17 protein-coding genes are annotated in these 14,270 nt (G+C 49.2%); 7 read left to right on the top strand and 10 right to left on the bottom strand.

Going from position 1 to position 14,270, the window contains the following annotated elements; translation table 11 throughout:
• Nucleotides 1-51: 51 nt before the first annotated feature.
• From FCL47_RS07855 to FCL47_RS07845, 3 genes are all read right to left on the bottom strand, one after another.
• A complete protein-coding gene (locus FCL47_RS07855) occupies nucleotides 52-1,398 on the bottom strand; it encodes a sigma-54 dependent transcriptional regulator (protein ID WP_136812931.1) in 1,347 nt (448 codons plus the stop codon).
• Nucleotides 1,395-2,012 carry a hypothetical protein gene (locus tag FCL47_RS07850; RefSeq protein ID WP_136812930.1) on the bottom strand — a complete coding sequence of 206 codons (618 nt, stop codon included), beginning with the start codon at nucleotides 2,010-2,012 and terminating at the stop codon, nucleotides 1,395-1,397. Before FCL47_RS07850 ends, FCL47_RS07855 begins: the two co-directional genes overlap by 4 nt.
• A 110-nt stretch (nucleotides 2,013-2,122) precedes the next feature.
• The gene (locus FCL47_RS07845; protein WP_136812929.1) at nucleotides 2,123-3,634 is read right to left on the bottom strand and encodes a HAMP domain-containing sensor histidine kinase; all 1,512 of its coding nucleotides are present in this window, start codon (nucleotides 3,632-3,634) and stop codon (nucleotides 2,123-2,125) included.
• A gap of 563 nt (nucleotides 3,635-4,197) precedes the next feature.
• Here FCL47_RS07845 and FCL47_RS07840 point away from each other — a divergent pair.
• Nucleotides 4,198-4,503 (top strand): hypothetical protein, encoded by a 306-nt coding sequence (locus tag FCL47_RS07840; protein WP_136812928.1) that lies wholly within the window; start codon nucleotides 4,198-4,200, stop codon nucleotides 4,501-4,503.
• Nucleotides 4,504-4,682: 179 nt separating this feature from the next.
• Here the strand turns inward: FCL47_RS07840 and FCL47_RS07835 are convergent, their stop codons facing one another.
• Genes FCL47_RS07835 through FCL47_RS07825 form a run of 3 tightly spaced genes read right to left on the bottom strand, consistent with a single transcriptional unit; the run spans nucleotide 4,683 to nucleotide 7,418 of the window.
• A complete protein-coding gene (locus FCL47_RS07835; RefSeq protein ID WP_136812927.1) occupies nucleotides 4,683-5,378 on the bottom strand; it encodes an aspartate/glutamate racemase family protein in 696 nt (231 codons plus the stop codon).
• 54 nt (nucleotides 5,379-5,432) lie between these two features.
• Nucleotides 5,433-5,966 carry a hypothetical protein gene (locus FCL47_RS07830; protein ID WP_136812926.1) on the bottom strand — a complete coding sequence of 178 codons (534 nt, stop codon included), beginning with the start codon at nucleotides 5,964-5,966 and terminating at the stop codon, nucleotides 5,433-5,435.
• 60 nt (nucleotides 5,967-6,026) lie between these two features.
• Nucleotides 6,027-7,418, bottom strand: a complete 1,392-nt coding sequence (locus FCL47_RS07825; RefSeq protein ID WP_136812925.1) for an ATP-binding cassette domain-containing protein — start codon at nucleotides 7,416-7,418, stop codon at nucleotides 6,027-6,029.
• A gap of 240 nt (nucleotides 7,419-7,658) precedes the next feature.
• On the opposite strand from FCL47_RS07825, the gene FCL47_RS07820 reads away from it, so the two are divergent.
• The gene (locus tag FCL47_RS07820; RefSeq protein ID WP_167496410.1) at nucleotides 7,659-8,510 is read left to right on the top strand and encodes an alpha/beta hydrolase; all 852 of its coding nucleotides are present in this window, start codon (nucleotides 7,659-7,661) and stop codon (nucleotides 8,508-8,510) included.
• A gap of 10 nt (nucleotides 8,511-8,520) precedes the next feature.
• Here FCL47_RS07820 and yciA read toward each other — a convergent pair whose 3' ends face one another.
• Nucleotides 8,521-8,934, bottom strand: coding sequence for an acyl-CoA thioester hydrolase YciA (gene yciA, locus FCL47_RS07815; protein ID WP_370459544.1), 414 nt, complete (start codon nucleotides 8,932-8,934; stop codon nucleotides 8,521-8,523).
• 176 nt (nucleotides 8,935-9,110) lie between these two features.
• Between yciA and FCL47_RS07810 the strand changes: the two genes are divergently transcribed.
• From FCL47_RS07810 to FCL47_RS07800, 3 genes are all read left to right on the top strand, one after another.
• A complete protein-coding gene (locus FCL47_RS07810; RefSeq protein WP_136812922.1) occupies nucleotides 9,111-9,473 on the top strand; it encodes a PilZ domain-containing protein in 363 nt (120 codons plus the stop codon).
• Nucleotides 9,474-9,550: 77 nt separating this feature from the next.
• Nucleotides 9,551-10,216, top strand: coding sequence for a ferric reductase-like transmembrane domain-containing protein (locus FCL47_RS07805; protein ID WP_136812921.1), 666 nt, complete (start codon nucleotides 9,551-9,553; stop codon nucleotides 10,214-10,216).
• 51 nt (nucleotides 10,217-10,267) lie between these two features.
• Nucleotides 10,268-10,867, top strand: a complete 600-nt coding sequence (locus tag FCL47_RS07800; protein ID WP_136812920.1) for a YceI family protein — start codon at nucleotides 10,268-10,270, stop codon at nucleotides 10,865-10,867.
• Between the two features lie 12 nt (nucleotides 10,868-10,879).
• On the opposite strand, the gene FCL47_RS07795 is transcribed toward FCL47_RS07800, so the two are convergent.
• The gene (locus FCL47_RS07795) at nucleotides 10,880-11,371 is read right to left on the bottom strand and encodes a DUF1499 domain-containing protein (protein WP_136812919.1); all 492 of its coding nucleotides are present in this window, start codon (nucleotides 11,369-11,371) and stop codon (nucleotides 10,880-10,882) included.
• A gap of 186 nt (nucleotides 11,372-11,557) precedes the next feature.
• Here FCL47_RS07795 and FCL47_RS07790 point away from each other — a divergent pair, with 186 nt between their 5' ends.
• On the top strand, nucleotides 11,558-11,779 hold the full coding sequence (locus FCL47_RS07790) for a hypothetical protein (protein ID WP_136812918.1): 222 nt from the start codon (nucleotides 11,558-11,560) through the stop codon (nucleotides 11,777-11,779).
• Between the two features lie 109 nt (nucleotides 11,780-11,888).
• Here FCL47_RS07790 and FCL47_RS07785 read toward each other — a convergent pair whose 3' ends face one another.
• Together FCL47_RS07785 and FCL47_RS07780 are read right to left on the bottom strand one after the other, a co-directional pair.
• Nucleotides 11,889-12,524, bottom strand: a complete 636-nt coding sequence (locus FCL47_RS07785) for a cob(I)yrinic acid a,c-diamide adenosyltransferase (protein WP_205747248.1) — start codon at nucleotides 12,522-12,524, stop codon at nucleotides 11,889-11,891.
• Nucleotides 12,502-12,987 carry a dihydrofolate reductase gene (locus FCL47_RS07780; RefSeq protein WP_136812917.1) on the bottom strand — a complete coding sequence of 162 codons (486 nt, stop codon included), beginning with the start codon at nucleotides 12,985-12,987 and terminating at the stop codon, nucleotides 12,502-12,504. The genes FCL47_RS07785 and FCL47_RS07780 overlap by 23 nt, the downstream gene beginning before the upstream one ends.
• Before the next feature lie 342 nt (nucleotides 12,988-13,329).
• On the opposite strand from FCL47_RS07780, the gene FCL47_RS07775 reads away from it, so the two are divergent.
• Nucleotides 13,330-14,205, top strand: coding sequence for a hypothetical protein (locus FCL47_RS07775; RefSeq protein ID WP_136812916.1), 876 nt, complete (start codon nucleotides 13,330-13,332; stop codon nucleotides 14,203-14,205).
• Nucleotides 14,206-14,270 lie beyond the last annotated feature (65 nt).

Below are 14,270 nucleotides of genomic sequence, written 5' to 3'. Positions count from 1 at the left end.
GGGGGAGTCAGCCATTGCGGCCTGCTCCCCCTTTTTTATGTCATCGCTGTATCAACTTTTGAATTCAGAGGCATCCAGGTCATACTTTTTGCTTTTATACTGAATGGCTCTACGGCTGATACCGAGCAACTCGGCCGCGTCCTTCTTGACTCCTTTGGTCTGTTTTAAGGCCCGGATAATTGCCTCTTTTTCACTTTGTTCAATGGAAAAATTCGGATCGCTCCCCTTGTCAATAATGCACATGGATTCGTTATCCAGCTGCAGGTCTTCCGGCAAAATCTGGTTGTTTTTGCACAGGATTATCCCGGTTTCCAGGGCGTTTTTCAGTTCGCGCACGTTGCCGGGCCAGGAAAGTGTCTGCAGCCAGTCCAGGGTTTTTTGCGGGAGCATCAGGCGGGGCAGGCTGTTGTCTTCTGTGTAGCTGTCGACTAAAAACTGGGCTAATTCAGGAATATCTTCCCGTCTTTCCCGAAGCGGCGGCACGGTAAGGGTGACAACCTTCAGCCGATAGTAGAGGTCAAGTCTGAACTTGCCTTCTTCGGCATCTGCTTTCAGGTCTGCATTCGTCGCGGAAATTACCCGGCAGTCGACATCGATTTCCTTAATCGCTCCTACCTGCCGAATGGTTCTCTCCTCGAGAAAGCGCAGAAGCCTGCTTTGCATATCCTGCGAAATATTACCCACTTCGTCGAGAAAAAGGGTGCCGCCCTGCGCGGCCTCAATCAACCCTTTCTTGTCGCTTATGGCGTGGGTGAAGGATCCCTTGACGTGGCCGAAGAGCTCGCTCTCTAAAATTCCCGAAGGGGTGGAGCCGCAGTCGACGACGATGTATGGTTTATTTTTTCTGGGACTGAGATTGTGCACCATTCTGGCTATGCACTCTTTGCCGACACCACTTTCGCCTAATATCAAAACGTTGGCATTGCTTACGGCGACCTTGAGCAGTATTTCTTTCAGTTCGGTCATGGCAGCACTCTTGCCCCAGACCATGCCGTTTTCAATTTCAGGCCGAGACTCGACCGGTTGCCATACCTTGGCCACAATTTTTTCTATTTTCTGGACAAGTTCTTTCCCGTCAAAGGGTTTGGTGAGATAATCCACAGCTCCGGCCTTAATGGCATCAACCGCATTGGGAATGGTGCCATAAGCGGTGAGAAAGATAACCGGCAGCTGCGGGAAATTTGGTCTGATCTTATCCAGCAGTTCCAGCCCGCTCATCTCCGGCATTTTTATATCCGAGACAAGTACGTCAACACGGTCGTTGTTCAGGATTTCAAAAGCTTCGTGGCCGCTGGAAGCCTTGTGGGTGACGAAACCGGCAGCCGTAAGTCGGGCATCTAACACCTCTAAAATTGGCGTTTCGTCATCAACTATCAGGACATGTATTACTTTATTCATAAAGATTTTCTTTTGCTCTGGACGTTTTCATCGATAGCTTCGATTTCTTCGATCTGCTTCCGTAGCTTTTTGATCTCGAGTTGTAATTGTTCATTTGCCGTTGTCATTTGGGTAATCTTCAATTGCTGATTGGCAATTACGGAATTTTGTAGATTTTCATGTTCCGTGAAAGTCTTGCTTTTTTCTTCTATAAGTGTGCTCTGTTGCTTCAGCGCGAGTATTAGCAGATGTCGATTTTCCGTAAATGGTGCCGTGCCCTTGCCGGCATCCCATTTTTGCAGATTGCTGATAGCTTCAATCAGCTGGTTCGCATTGCGAGCGAGCATCATTTGGGTGCTTGCCAATCCATAAAGAGCATGATTTTTATCCTCCGGAGAGAGTGCGGTTTCATATATCTGTTCATACTGGAGCAGAGCATTTTCGAAATCACCGTTCAGGAAGAGCTGTTCGGCCAAAGCATGGGGATGGTGGTCGACGGGTACTGGAAAATTCTTCCGCTGCAGCGCTGTACAGGAAGTAGAGAGAAACAGCAGCACTACGGCGAGAATTACCGTACGGGCCTGCCGAAACAAAATCGGTTGCTGTGCATTCATAATTGTAAGAGTTCCAAACATATTCTTCTCAAAGTGCATCCTTTATCGTTTCCGCCGCAACGAGGACCTGTTGCCGGCGTCAAGGTCGCATAGTGAGGAGATAATTTTCATTTCTCCAGAGTATACCCGCCTTACGATCGAGTTGGTAGTGAAAAGGAGAAGGTGCATCCCCGGTCTGCATTGTTCGCGACCTGTATCCTCCCGCCATAACTGGTGATAATTTTTCTACAGATTGCCAGTCCTAACCCAACCCCATCGACATGACCCCGGGCTGTTTTGGTTCGGTAATATTTGGTGAAAACAAGTGAGAGTTCATCGTCGGCAATACCGGGACCAGTGTCAGACACCTGGAAGAGCAGATATTTTCTTTTGATGTCCTTCGTGCAAGATACCTTGACGGTTCCGTTTTCCGGGGAATATTTGATGGCATTGCCAATGATGTTGACGAATACCTGTTGCAGCTCTTCGGGAACACCAAACAGATCAGGACAGCCTGCCGTATCTTCTGTGTCTAACCTTACTTTTTTCTTGGCTGCTAAGGAAGCAAAAGTTTTGGTACAGCGTAGTATAAGTTGCCTGGTGTTGAGGCGGACTGATTTTTTCTTGCGCCCGCTAGATTCAAGGACAGCAACATTGAGCAGATAATTGAGCAGAGTATTGATCCGCTGGATTTGATCGTTTGCAAGGCCGAGAAATTTTCGTTGCTGGTCGTTTACCGGACCAAAAACTTCTTCGACAATCATATTGACCGATTCTCGAATAGATGAAAGCGGGGTTCTGATTTCATGGCTTAAGGTGGCGATAAATTCATTGCGGATATTTTCCTCTTCATTGAGCTGTCGGCTCATATCATTATAGGAAGCAGCCAGTTCGTAAAATTCTTCTCCCCCTTTAAGATTGATCGGTTGATTCAATTTATCCATTGAGATTCGTTTCAGAGCCTGGGCAAGTGTTTTGAGCGGAGAGAAAAATGATCGGGTAATAACCCAGATACCGACAAAGCCGACCAGAATACTTATGCAGAATCCATAGAAGCCATTTCTGACACTGATGCGGCTCCTCTCGTTGAGTCCACGCATGGCCTTTTCTATCTCTTGCTTATTAAGTCGTTTGGTGTTGCTGATATCTGCTATCCATTTGGAAACAACCAGCTCAGTGACCCATTTGGCGCCGATTTCCGGGGGAGCCCCCTTGTCCCACAGGCCGGCTCTGTGGCGGCTGTAGCTGAATTCAAAGTCATGCCATGCCTTGTTGCTTCCCGTTGTAAGCGATAATTGTACCGCCTGCTGCAATGCATCCTCAAAGGTTTTTTTGGCCTGTTCGAAATACTCTGAATATCTTTCTTTTTTTAAGATATTCAGTTTTTTATGATTTTCTTCCATGTCAAGCAGACTTGCTTTCAAGGTATCTGTCAGTTCGTCTATTTTATTATTTGTCGTGACTATTGTTTCAGTGGTTTCGACCATCCTCTGCACATTGAAAAGCAGAATAGCAACGGTTCCCGAAAAAATGAGAAAAAACATAAAAAAAATCAGTGCAAGTTTCTGCTGTATACCAATTTTCAAACCCATCGTTCTCCCTTCAGTAAAATGCCGATAGAGATCCTGCCTGTTGATTTTAGCAAACGATAAACCAGCTGTCATCTATAGACTGGTACGCCTGGGTATTTAAATAAAATACTGTTATTGCGATTTTCTTACGTAAACGTTTGTCGGTCCTCAAGTCTGTATTGTCACCGTCAGTGGTACGCATTTGCCATCTTGAAGTCATGTTGGTCGGATCTTTTTCCTGGTAAATGGTTACGTTCTGCACCTTTCTTTTATAAGTACTCGTACATTTCTTGGCTGAAAATAAAAAATATGTTAATAATGCCCCTAAAAATTTCGCCGCGTGGTTGCCGGATGGGCATAATTTATTTGCGACTCAAAGTAAAATTGTAATATGATTGGTTAATCATCTAAAAAGAACATACGATTACCAATAAACCCATCCCTGGGGGCTTGACCGCAGCCATCCAGGCTTGCGGAACACCCGTTAAAAGATCGCCCGATATCCTTGGGATCTTCCGGGCTGAACTTTCGTGGTAATCGGAACAGCAAAAGAAACAGTTGATAGCATACCTGCTGCCTGACCTGGAATATGTACGCGGAACGATGCTTCCGGGTCTCGGTAAGATTCTATATTTTCCTTTTATAATAATATTTTTATGAAACACGTTGTTACCGCTCTGCTTGTTGCGAGTCTCTGCGCCTTTGGCATGATGGCTGTGGCAGAAAAAAACGGACCGTCCGATTCCCGGGCGTATGGCGAGACAATGAGCCGCCTAATTTTCCATGAACAGAGTGTATTTTCGGGTCTGGTCCTGGAAACGAATCGGGGCATTGCCATCACCACCAATCGGGGAACCTTTCTTTTAAAAGGTATGGAACCCGCGGCCTTTGTCGGCAAAAATGTGCGGGTGACGGGCGTGATCAAAGATCAGGCCATATATGCCGTGAAGATAAACATTTGATGGCGTCGTAAAAACTCCCCTGAGAATCGAGAAATCTTTTTCTGCTTCGGGGTTTGCTCGCAGGAAGTGGCCTTGTGGGGGATACTGTTTCCTCTGTAAACTTTTTAAAATCGGAGTTTATGGCCTGCGCTGGAAGGTGCTGGTCTTTAGGGGCAGCTTTTGATTCCTGTAACGCCGGCCTAGTCCGATAAGGCAAAGCTGACAGCCTGCTCAACATGCAGCGCAGTCGTGTCAAAAAGCGGGACTGTCGTATGGTCCTGGTTGACCAGCATGCTGATTTCGGTACACCCCTCTATAACCGCTTCCGCTCCTTGGCTGCGCATTGTCTCGATAATGCGCAGGTACGTTTTTCGTGATTCGTCTCTGATTTTCCCCCGGCAGAGTTCATCGAAAATAATGTCATGAACTCTGCTGCGATCCTTGGATGAAGGGACGATTACTTCGAGGCCGTGGTAGTTTGAAAGCCTGCCTTGGTAAAACTCTTCTTCCATGGTAAAAGCGGTCCCGAGGAGGCCGACGGTGTGTAGTTTGGCGGCCTTGATTTTTTCAGCGGTTGCATCGGCGATGTGCAGAAGCGGTATTTCCACAGAGTCGGTTATGGTCGGGGCGACTTTATGCATGGTATTGGTGCAGATGAGGAGAAAATCTGCTCCGGCTTTTGCGATCTTTTGTGCCGCATCGGCCAGACGCTTCCCCACTTCGGTCCAATCCCCTTTTTGCATGAGGGTTTCGAGCGGTTGGAAATCAACGCTGACCATGGCAATTTGGGCTGAATGAAGTCCTCCCAGGCGATCATTGATGCCCTGATTGAGCATCCGGTAGTAATGGGCGGTGCTTTCCCAGCTCATGCCTCCCAGCAGGCCGATAGTTTTCATCCTTTTCTCTCCAGTTGTCGACAATTTTTGTCTCTGGTTCGAGGTCCCTGTATGCTAGAGCATGGCCTTGAGTCGAGCAGCAGTCTGCCCGGCATCAGCTTTCTCGAATGCCGCGTGCAGTGAGCGCAATAACTCGCGGAGTATGGCTGTTTTCGGTTTGGGGGAGAGCAGATGAACCTCAATGGTTTTGAGGTCCAGAACAATCTCCTCGAGCAGATCGTATTCCAGCTTTAATCCGGAAATCGACTTTTTAATTTCTTCGCTGAGCTGTTGCATCGCTTGGCGATCGGATTCACCCGCCACCGGACCGTGGCTGAGCTGGATTCGATTATCTGCCGACTGGGGAGCGGCAACAGCAATGCCGAGCACGGCCAAGCCATCCGCGGTAATGCTGATGCCTCCGGCAAGCGTTCGCAGCTCTGCCTGCCCCAGCACCATCAATTCCTCGGCAAGACTGCCGGCTTCCCCCTTGTCAAGACCAATTGCGGCCCCCACCTCGTACATGGAAACCTGCACTGCAGTATCTCCGCCGGTCAGTCGGTAAAGTTCGGTCAGGTACTCTTTGCTTTTGTCCTCTTCGGTTTCCATATGATTATGATCCCCTTTTTATATTGGAACAGTGGAAGTATCGATCCTGGCAGTCTACCATCAAGGGACATAGGTGTCGAGCTGGATCTGTTTGGTGAAAAAGGGCCGATGTTCGTCTTTCCGGTGGCTGATAAAAAGGATCGTCGAAAGTTTCTTGTCGGCGATTTCTTCAAGCAGGTCGAGCAATCTGCCTCGGTTAATATCGTCCAGCCCCTGGGTTGGTTCATCAAGGATGAGCAGCTTCGGCCGTTTAATCAGCGCCCGGCCAATCAGGACCAGCCGCTGTTCGGCAAAACTCAGTCGCCGGAACGGGACACCGCTTTTCCCGGCCAGCGACAACCAGCTCAACCAGCGCGTAGCGGTTTTGATCTCGGATCCGGACACCTTGGCATACAAGCCGATGGAATCGTGCAATCCGGATAGGATAACATTCAGGGCGCTGCCTGGAATCCGGTGCTCCCGGTGAAGTGCCGGAGAAACAATACCCATATGTCTTTTAATCTCCCATATCGATTCTCCGGATCCACGGGGTTTGCCGAATATCCGCAGCTTATTGGCGTAGCATTTTGGATTGTCCCCGATAATAATATCAAGAAGAGTCGATTTGCCGCAACCGTTAGGTCCGGTAATTAAAGTGTGATCCCCCGTAGAGATCGTCAGGTCAAGTCCGGTAAAAAGTTTTTTGTCACCATACCCGGCGAAACCGTCAACCAGGTGAATGAGCTCCTGCGCCACGCTGTGACCTGGGTGCGTTTGGGCCGCATCATCTCCGGTGATGGGGGTCGGAGATGTCCGGCTTGATTGCCCGGAGCTTTTCAGCAGCGGCAGTATCCGCTGTTTTTCGCCGGTCAGTTCCAGTCGTCCCGCTTGGATAAGAGCGAGATGTGTGGCCCAGTCAGGGATGTCGTGCAGGCTGTTGACCAGCAGGATCAATTCGATATTTTGCTCAGACAACTGCTGCAGGGCAAGGTTGAATTCATGGCAACTCTGTTCATCAAGGCCGTCATAAGGGCTCTGGATGATCAGAGTCCTGGCCCCCTGGGTAATTTTCTGCAGAAAGAGGAGCTTTCTGGTCTGTCCTGAACTGAGCTGGCGGTATCCCAGCTGAAGACAATGGTCCATGGCAAAGGTTTTGAGCAGGGGCAGGTGCTCGTGATAGTTGGGTAAAAACTCACAAACCAGTGTGCCGGGATCTGTTTTATTCATGAAGTCGCTGTCGTCGTTGCGCAGCTCCTCTTCATAGATGTCCTGTTGCGCCTGGAAAGAGAGAATCTCCGGCTGCTCGGGAAGACGGAGATTCTCTGCGGAAAAGTCTTTTAAGGTGCCGGAGAGCAGCTCCAGCAGACGGTCGATGCCGGAGTTGTTTTCGCCGAAAAAACACCATGTCTGGCCAGTTGCAGTCGCCAATTCATCGATGGACAGCTCTTGGTGCAGGAAATTTTGTATATACATTCTGGTACACTACCATGTTGCTGAAAAATAAGTTAATGAGGTGTAGTAACATTTGATATTGTACCTCCCTCAGGGCGCATGGAAAAAAACGGCTCAATTTCTGCTCGCCGCATTTCGATGCTCAAAAACGAGTGAGGCAGTATGTTATCATGAGTACGTGTGGGACTATAGCCAATCTCGAGGTAAAAAGAAAGGCGGTTGCCGCTCTGTCCGTATGGGTACAAAAGGATGAAAGGAAAGATGACTCTGGGAATACAGTTCTTTGTTTTATTGCTGATCGTTTACCTGTTCTGCATGCTTTTCATGTACCTGCGGCAGGAATCCTTTCTTTTTTTTCCGCCGGCTGCGCGACACGAAAACCATGGTTATACCGATGTCGTCGATTATCAGCTCCGGCAAAAAGCGGTCACATTGCGCGGCTGGCTGGTCAATCCGGGCCTGGTTCGGGAAAAATTGCTTATTTATTACGGCGGGAATGGAGAAGATATATTTAATAACATCGACGAGTTTGTGGACGTGAAGGCAGCATCTCTCTTTGTCGCCTACCGGGGGTATGGGCCGAGTGATGGCAAGCCTGGCGAGGCAGAACTGTTTGCCGACGCCCTGGCGGTCATTGACGACGTGCGGCACAGCTATGCACCCAGACAAATGTATCTGATAGGGAGAAGTCTGGGCTCCGGGGTGGCCTGTTATGTTGCGGCCCAAAGAAATGTCCAGGGGGCTGTCCTGGTGACGCCGTATGACAGTATTGTCAATATTGCCAGGTCGAGTTACCCCTGGCTGCCAGTATCCCTGCTGCTCAGGCACCGCTTTGATTCACTGCAGTTTCTGGCCCAGATCGGCTGTCCGCTGCTGGTAATTTACGGCGGTCAGGACCGGGTGGTTCCGCCCGAACGAACAAATAATCTTATCGAGCATATCGTTGGTAAAAAAGAAATAGTTTTTATCGACCGGGCCGATCACGGAACAATTGATATGTTTGCGGACTATTGGCCGGCGGTTCTTCGTTTTATTAATCCACCGGAAACAGGCAGCAAGGAAGTCAAAAAAAGCACAAATCGATTGAACAGTCTTGATGACGGCGAGCTGTGAGAGTGAGTTCTCAGCAAACGCAATCGCGCTGTATGACTTGCTTCCTGCCACTGTGATCGACAGCAACGTAGGTGAAGGCGGCTTTGGTCACCTGGAATTTCAGCTCTTCTCTCGATGGTCTGTTAAGAGATGGTTTTACCCAGACCTCAAGGTTGATGGTGATTGAGGTCGTGCCGATTTTGACGACTTCGCCATAGCAGCAAACGACGTCGCCGACGTGTACCGGTTTGATAAAGGTAATAGACTCAACGGCTACGGTGACGATCCGTGAACAGGTCTTTTCTCGAGCCATGATGCCGCCGGCTATATCCATCTGCGCCATGATCCAGCCGCCAAAAATATCTCCATCGGGGTTGGTGTCGGCAGGCATGGCCAGGGTGCGCAGAATCAGTTTGCCTTTAGGGTGATTGTTTCCCTGCATCAGAAGTTATTCCTCAGGTAGCATGATGTAACCGAATAGAGTGACATTGGCTTGGCCACTCTCTTTTGTCTCCTGCTATCTTACCACGGTTCGAAAAAAGATGATCGCTTGAATTTTATACCGGTTTCGATATAGTTTTAATAGAGTTGCTAAGGCGTTCCAAAAACAAAGGAGGAGATATGGCCGACGAGAAAAGACGATTCAGCCGGATTTTTTTTAATGTAAGGGCAAAACTGACGGTTGCCGGATGTGAGTACCCGGTCGATCGAATTGCGAATCTCAGCGTCGGCGGCTGCCTGCTGGAGATTGCTGAAAAGATTCCAGTGAACAGTGCCTGCACCTTTACCATTTTTTTGTCCGGACTGGCTGAAGGCGTCGTGGTGCATGGAGAAACCGTTCGTGTCGGCAGTGATGAAATAAGCCTGAAGTTTACCGCTATTGAACAGGAAAATCTTCTCCATCTCCAGAATATCATCCGCTATAACGCTGAAGATCCTGATGCGATAGAAGAAGAGATTAGTGCACATCCTGGTCTCAGATAAATTCTTTTCCTTAGATAGCCATCTTTGCGTTCGTGTCTTATCGTCAGAAAAGGAAGAGATGACAGGAGGGTTCACTCATGGCGAAAGTGGTTGCTTCCTCAACCAGATCCAAGTCGATAAAGTTGACATACTACCGTGTCTTGATCGGTGCAGTATTGCTTCTGGTCATCAGCGCAGCCTTGTCCATTCCCTTTGTCTATGAATCCCAGACCATCTGGTACAAGGTGGGCAATGATAAGATCATGCTGCGGTCAGGCCAGATGGCCGGTCTTCTTGCTGCTGTCTTATTACTTGTCCAGATCCTGCTTGCCGCAAGAGGGAAATGGTTACAGCAGCTCTTCGGTGTTGCCGGTCTGATGCGGTGGCACCGGATCAACGGGATCATTATTGGCCTGCTGGCTATCATGCACATGCTCCTGGTATTGATTCCAGAAGGGGTGACCAATCTGCCCATTGGCCTCAAATACTGGCCGGAGATGGTCGGTATGGTGCTGCTCTGTATTGTTGCCGTTCTGGTCATTTCTGCGCAGTGGCGTCAGCAATTGAGAATCAGCTACCGGCGATGGCGTCTCTTGCATCGCTTTCTGGGCTATCTCGCTGTCGTACTCATGGCCCTTCATGTCCTGTCTGTCTGTGATTCGTTTGAACAGAGCGTGCCAAGAGTTGCTCTGCTCTTCTCGGTGGTTGGTGTGATGCTGGCCGTGTTTGGCAGTAAAGTACTCTCAATGCCGCCAGGAGAATAAGGATCGCTGGAGAGAATAACCGTTCCACCAACACATCACGAGGAGACTGTTATGAAAAAGTTTTTATGTATGGTGATTGCTCTGTTCTGCCTGGTTTCGGCGGGACAGACGGTCAGGGCCGCGGCGCGGGAATGGGAGTTGGACAAGGCACATTCCAATTTTTATTTTCGGATCAGTCATATTTATTCAAAAGTAGACGGAAAGTTTAACGACTTTTCCGGTGAGATACAGTTTGATCCGGCAAATCTGGCGGAAAGCAGATTCGTCTTTGAGATTAAAACAGACTCGGTCAACACGGATATTGCCAAGCGGGACAAGCACCTCCAGTCCACCGATTTTTTCGATACAGAGCATTTCCCGTTGATGACTTTTGTCTCGACTAAAATTACCGATGCCGGCAACAATGTCTATGAAGTTGCCGGACAATTCACGGTCAAGGGCGTCGCGTACGACCTGACCCTGCCTCTTACCCTCGCTGGCATCAAGGATCATCCTGCGGTGAAAGGTAAGGAAGTTATCGGCTTTAACGGAGATCTGACTATCGACCGTCTTGCCTATCATATTGGAACCGGAAAATTTTACCAGATGGGATTGGTCGGTAAAGATGTTGAGATACTGGTTACCCTGGAAGCGCTCAGTGACAAAAAATGAGCAAAGGTGGTTCTACCCCGTTCCGGATGAAGTGTCCGGGCGGGGCTGCATGTCGCCGGCGGATTCTTGCTGGAAGAGTTGGCGTATTTTCTGAACACGTTTTTTGTTTACCCCGAAATCCCAGTACCCGACATTCGCCCCGGATCGAATGTGGATCACCTTTTCTGCGGGAACCATTCTGAGTTCCACATCATCGACGAAGTGAAAGACTGTCGAACGAAATGCAGCCCGGAGGTATAAGGGCTGTACTTCTTCGATTTCTCCACCCATACCTTTTATGATACCTTGTATCCGTTGCCAGGCTTTTTCGGAACTGCCGGAAAAGCTGAGCGGCCTCACTCGATTGGTGTTTGTACTGTCGCCGCTGTCACTGGTGACGCAGTTGGGGCTATTCGGGCAGGGGCGCAGATGGCCGTCGATCAGTGCACCGGCCGGGGAGGATACAGTGCAGGAGATAAGGCTTGACAGTAAAGGGAGTGACATAAGTATGGTTCGCATAGACATTGACAATCACCTTAGTTTGCTTACATTCTTTGGCGGATGCTTCGAATATATGTTGCCGGGGTATCGTTCTTCTCTCAAGCCGGTTTCTTTTCTTGTAAACATTCTGTTGCTCTTTTCGAGAAGAATATGACGGTTGTCGATAAATATAAGAAACCGTATCAAAGTGCTCATTTAAGGAGGCATGTTATGGCTCATACCTGTAAAAGTTGTGGGGCTGTGGCAGATGACCCTGGTCATCTGTGCAATCCTACCGTTGAATCGCTTTCCTGCTCGTACTGTGGAGCAACCGATGTTGCTGCCAGCCATGTATGCAAAGAAAAACTTGCAGCAATGAAATTTTCCTGTCAATCCTGCGGCCGGGTTGCTGCCGAGGAAACCGAACTCTGTAAACCTGCTGAAATATCTTGATCTAACCGGGAAAATCGTAGTTGTACATCCCATCAACAAAGGCCGGGTCGCCTATGCGAATCGGCCTTTGTTGTACCCCGTCCTGATGGTCTTTTTTCGTTTACCGATGTCAGAAATCGATTCCCGGTTGAGGTTCAATCTCTTTTCGATAGGCGTGCTTTATTTCCCGTACCTCGCTGACGGTATCAGCAAGCTCGATGATCTCCGGATGGGCGTCTCTGCCGGTCAGGACAAGGTGCATATGTGCCGGGCGGGAAGAGATGATATTCTTTACCTGGTCAAGATCAACCAGTTTTAACTGCAGGGCATTGTTGATCTCATCGAGGATAAGGGTGTCACAGTCATCGGCGCTGAGTATACGGGTTATCAGCTGAATGGCCTCCTGGGCATTTTTTCGGTGCTCGGAATGGGCATAAGGATTGCCTTCGATACCGCAGAACCCTTTACCGGTATGGTATAATTTGACCAGTGGTTCCAGCATCTTGACGCCGTCCCATTCCCCGGAATACAGATCTCCCTTCATGAATTGCACAATGGTTGTTTTCAGGCCGTGTCCGCAACCCCGCAAAGCCATGCCCATGGCGGAGGTTGTTTTTCCTTTACCGTTGCCGGTTATAACGACAATGAGCCCCTGTGGCTTTTTGGGAGTAAACTTGGTGATGATCGGCTGGTCATCCATTTTCGCCTCGCGTAATCGAAAAGTTGCTATGTTACAGGTCGCGTCAGTCATGTATCCGACGGTCATATCTCACGATCGTATATGGTTCTGATCCGTCGGGCAGATGCTGCCGGCTCACCTCAATAAATTGCTCTTCCGAAAATTCCGGGAAGCTTACATCACCCTCGACTTCTCTTTCCAGATAGGTCAGGAGCATGGATGTCGCCACCGATAAACCCTGCTTGAAGATGTCCGCGCCACCGATAAGAAAGACTTTTTTCACCTGTCCGCACAGCTTGAGCGCATCTGCAAGGCTGGGAGCGTATTCGCCGCCCCGCGGGGTATAGTGTCGATCACGACTGAGAACAATATGTCGCCTGCCCGGCAGGGGCGCAGGGAAAGACTCGAAGGTTTTTCGACCCATGATCATCGGATATCCCATTGTCGTTTTCTTGAAAAAACGCAGCTCTTCCGGGATGTGCCAGGGCATTTTACCATTCTTGCCAATTATGCGGTTTTGGGCCATTGCGGCTATGATGATAATTTCCATTTTAGGTGATTTCGGCAGAATGACTAAAAAAATATTTGTAATCAGCTTCTATTTAATGGCAGAATAACTGAAAAGATAATGTATTTGCATCAATTCCTCTCCTCGGAAAAATGAAAGAAAGCCGGGGTAAGTCCTTTAAGAGACATTGTTTTTTGCAACAAGACAAGAGTATTATCTGCAAAGTACTCATTAACAATACGAAGAGTGTACGCATAATTCAAATATTTTTATGAAATACTCTTGAGAAGAGTGGTAGCCAGAAGGTGGAGCATTACTGATGAATGAATGTATCTCCGGACGAGACTTACGGCAAGAAAAGATTAAAAGAGTTGGAGGAGTTTGATGAAATTACATTGTCCCCACTGCGGAGTAAAAGGTTCTGCAGATGATTCCTATCTTGGACGAAAAGTTAAATGTCCGAAATGTCAGGGTATTTTTGATGTCGTTCACGAGATGGCGGCTGAGCTCTCTACAGAAGCTGCCCATGTCGCAGCGGCGGCATCTGCTCCAGCGAATTCCCCGACTACTGCCAAAGAGGATGCAGCACCCATTCTTCAGCAAGAAACTGAAGCTCACACCGTCACCGCAGAAGCCCTGTCAGGCAATGCAACGGAACAAATGCTCGATCTCGACGACGGTCCGGCCGGAACAGGCCCGTCAATACAACCGCCTGCCCAGGAGATCGCCACGGAGGAGGAGTCACTCAATTGGGACGATGTCGCCGCTGAGATTGATCTGCAGTTAGCAGAAGTCGAGGGGGGGGCTGAGCAGGCAGACGTGCCGGAGGGGAGTCCGGTAGATATGGGGGCTCTTGAGGATGATTTTACTCAGCCAGCCGCCGGCGCAACTGTCGCCCCTGAAATTGCCGCAGTCGATGGAGACCAGGACGGGGAGATCGTATGGGATGATGTCCAGCTGGTTGAAGAAACCGATGAGAGCGAACCCGAGCCTGCCGTTGTTGACAAAAAACAATGCCGGCAATGCGGTAAGAGTGAAAACCATGGCGAGTCTTTTCTGACCAGAGATGGTCTGTTGTATTGCGCCGATTGTGCACCAGTTGAAGATGCAGCGAAGGCTGCGGACACCGGCGGGGAGCAGGATGCAGAAGGCGCCGCCGTAGCGGCTCGTGCAGCCGATGCAGCCAAGGACCAATCTTCTCTCGGGACTGCAATCAAGAAAGCATGGCTCCAGGTGAAAGGTATTTTTTCGCGTAATTGAGACGGTAGCGACCATCCCTGTATCCTCTTTGTTGATGATGTCCTGTGGGGGGTGGCGGTGTCTGG

Origin of the sequence: Desulfopila sp. IMCC35006, assembly GCF_005116645.1 — a bacterium.
GTDB lineage: Bacteria > Desulfobacterota > Desulfobulbia > Desulfobulbales > Desulfocapsaceae > Desulforhopalus_A.
This window is presented reverse-complemented; position numbering and strand designations above follow the sequence as displayed.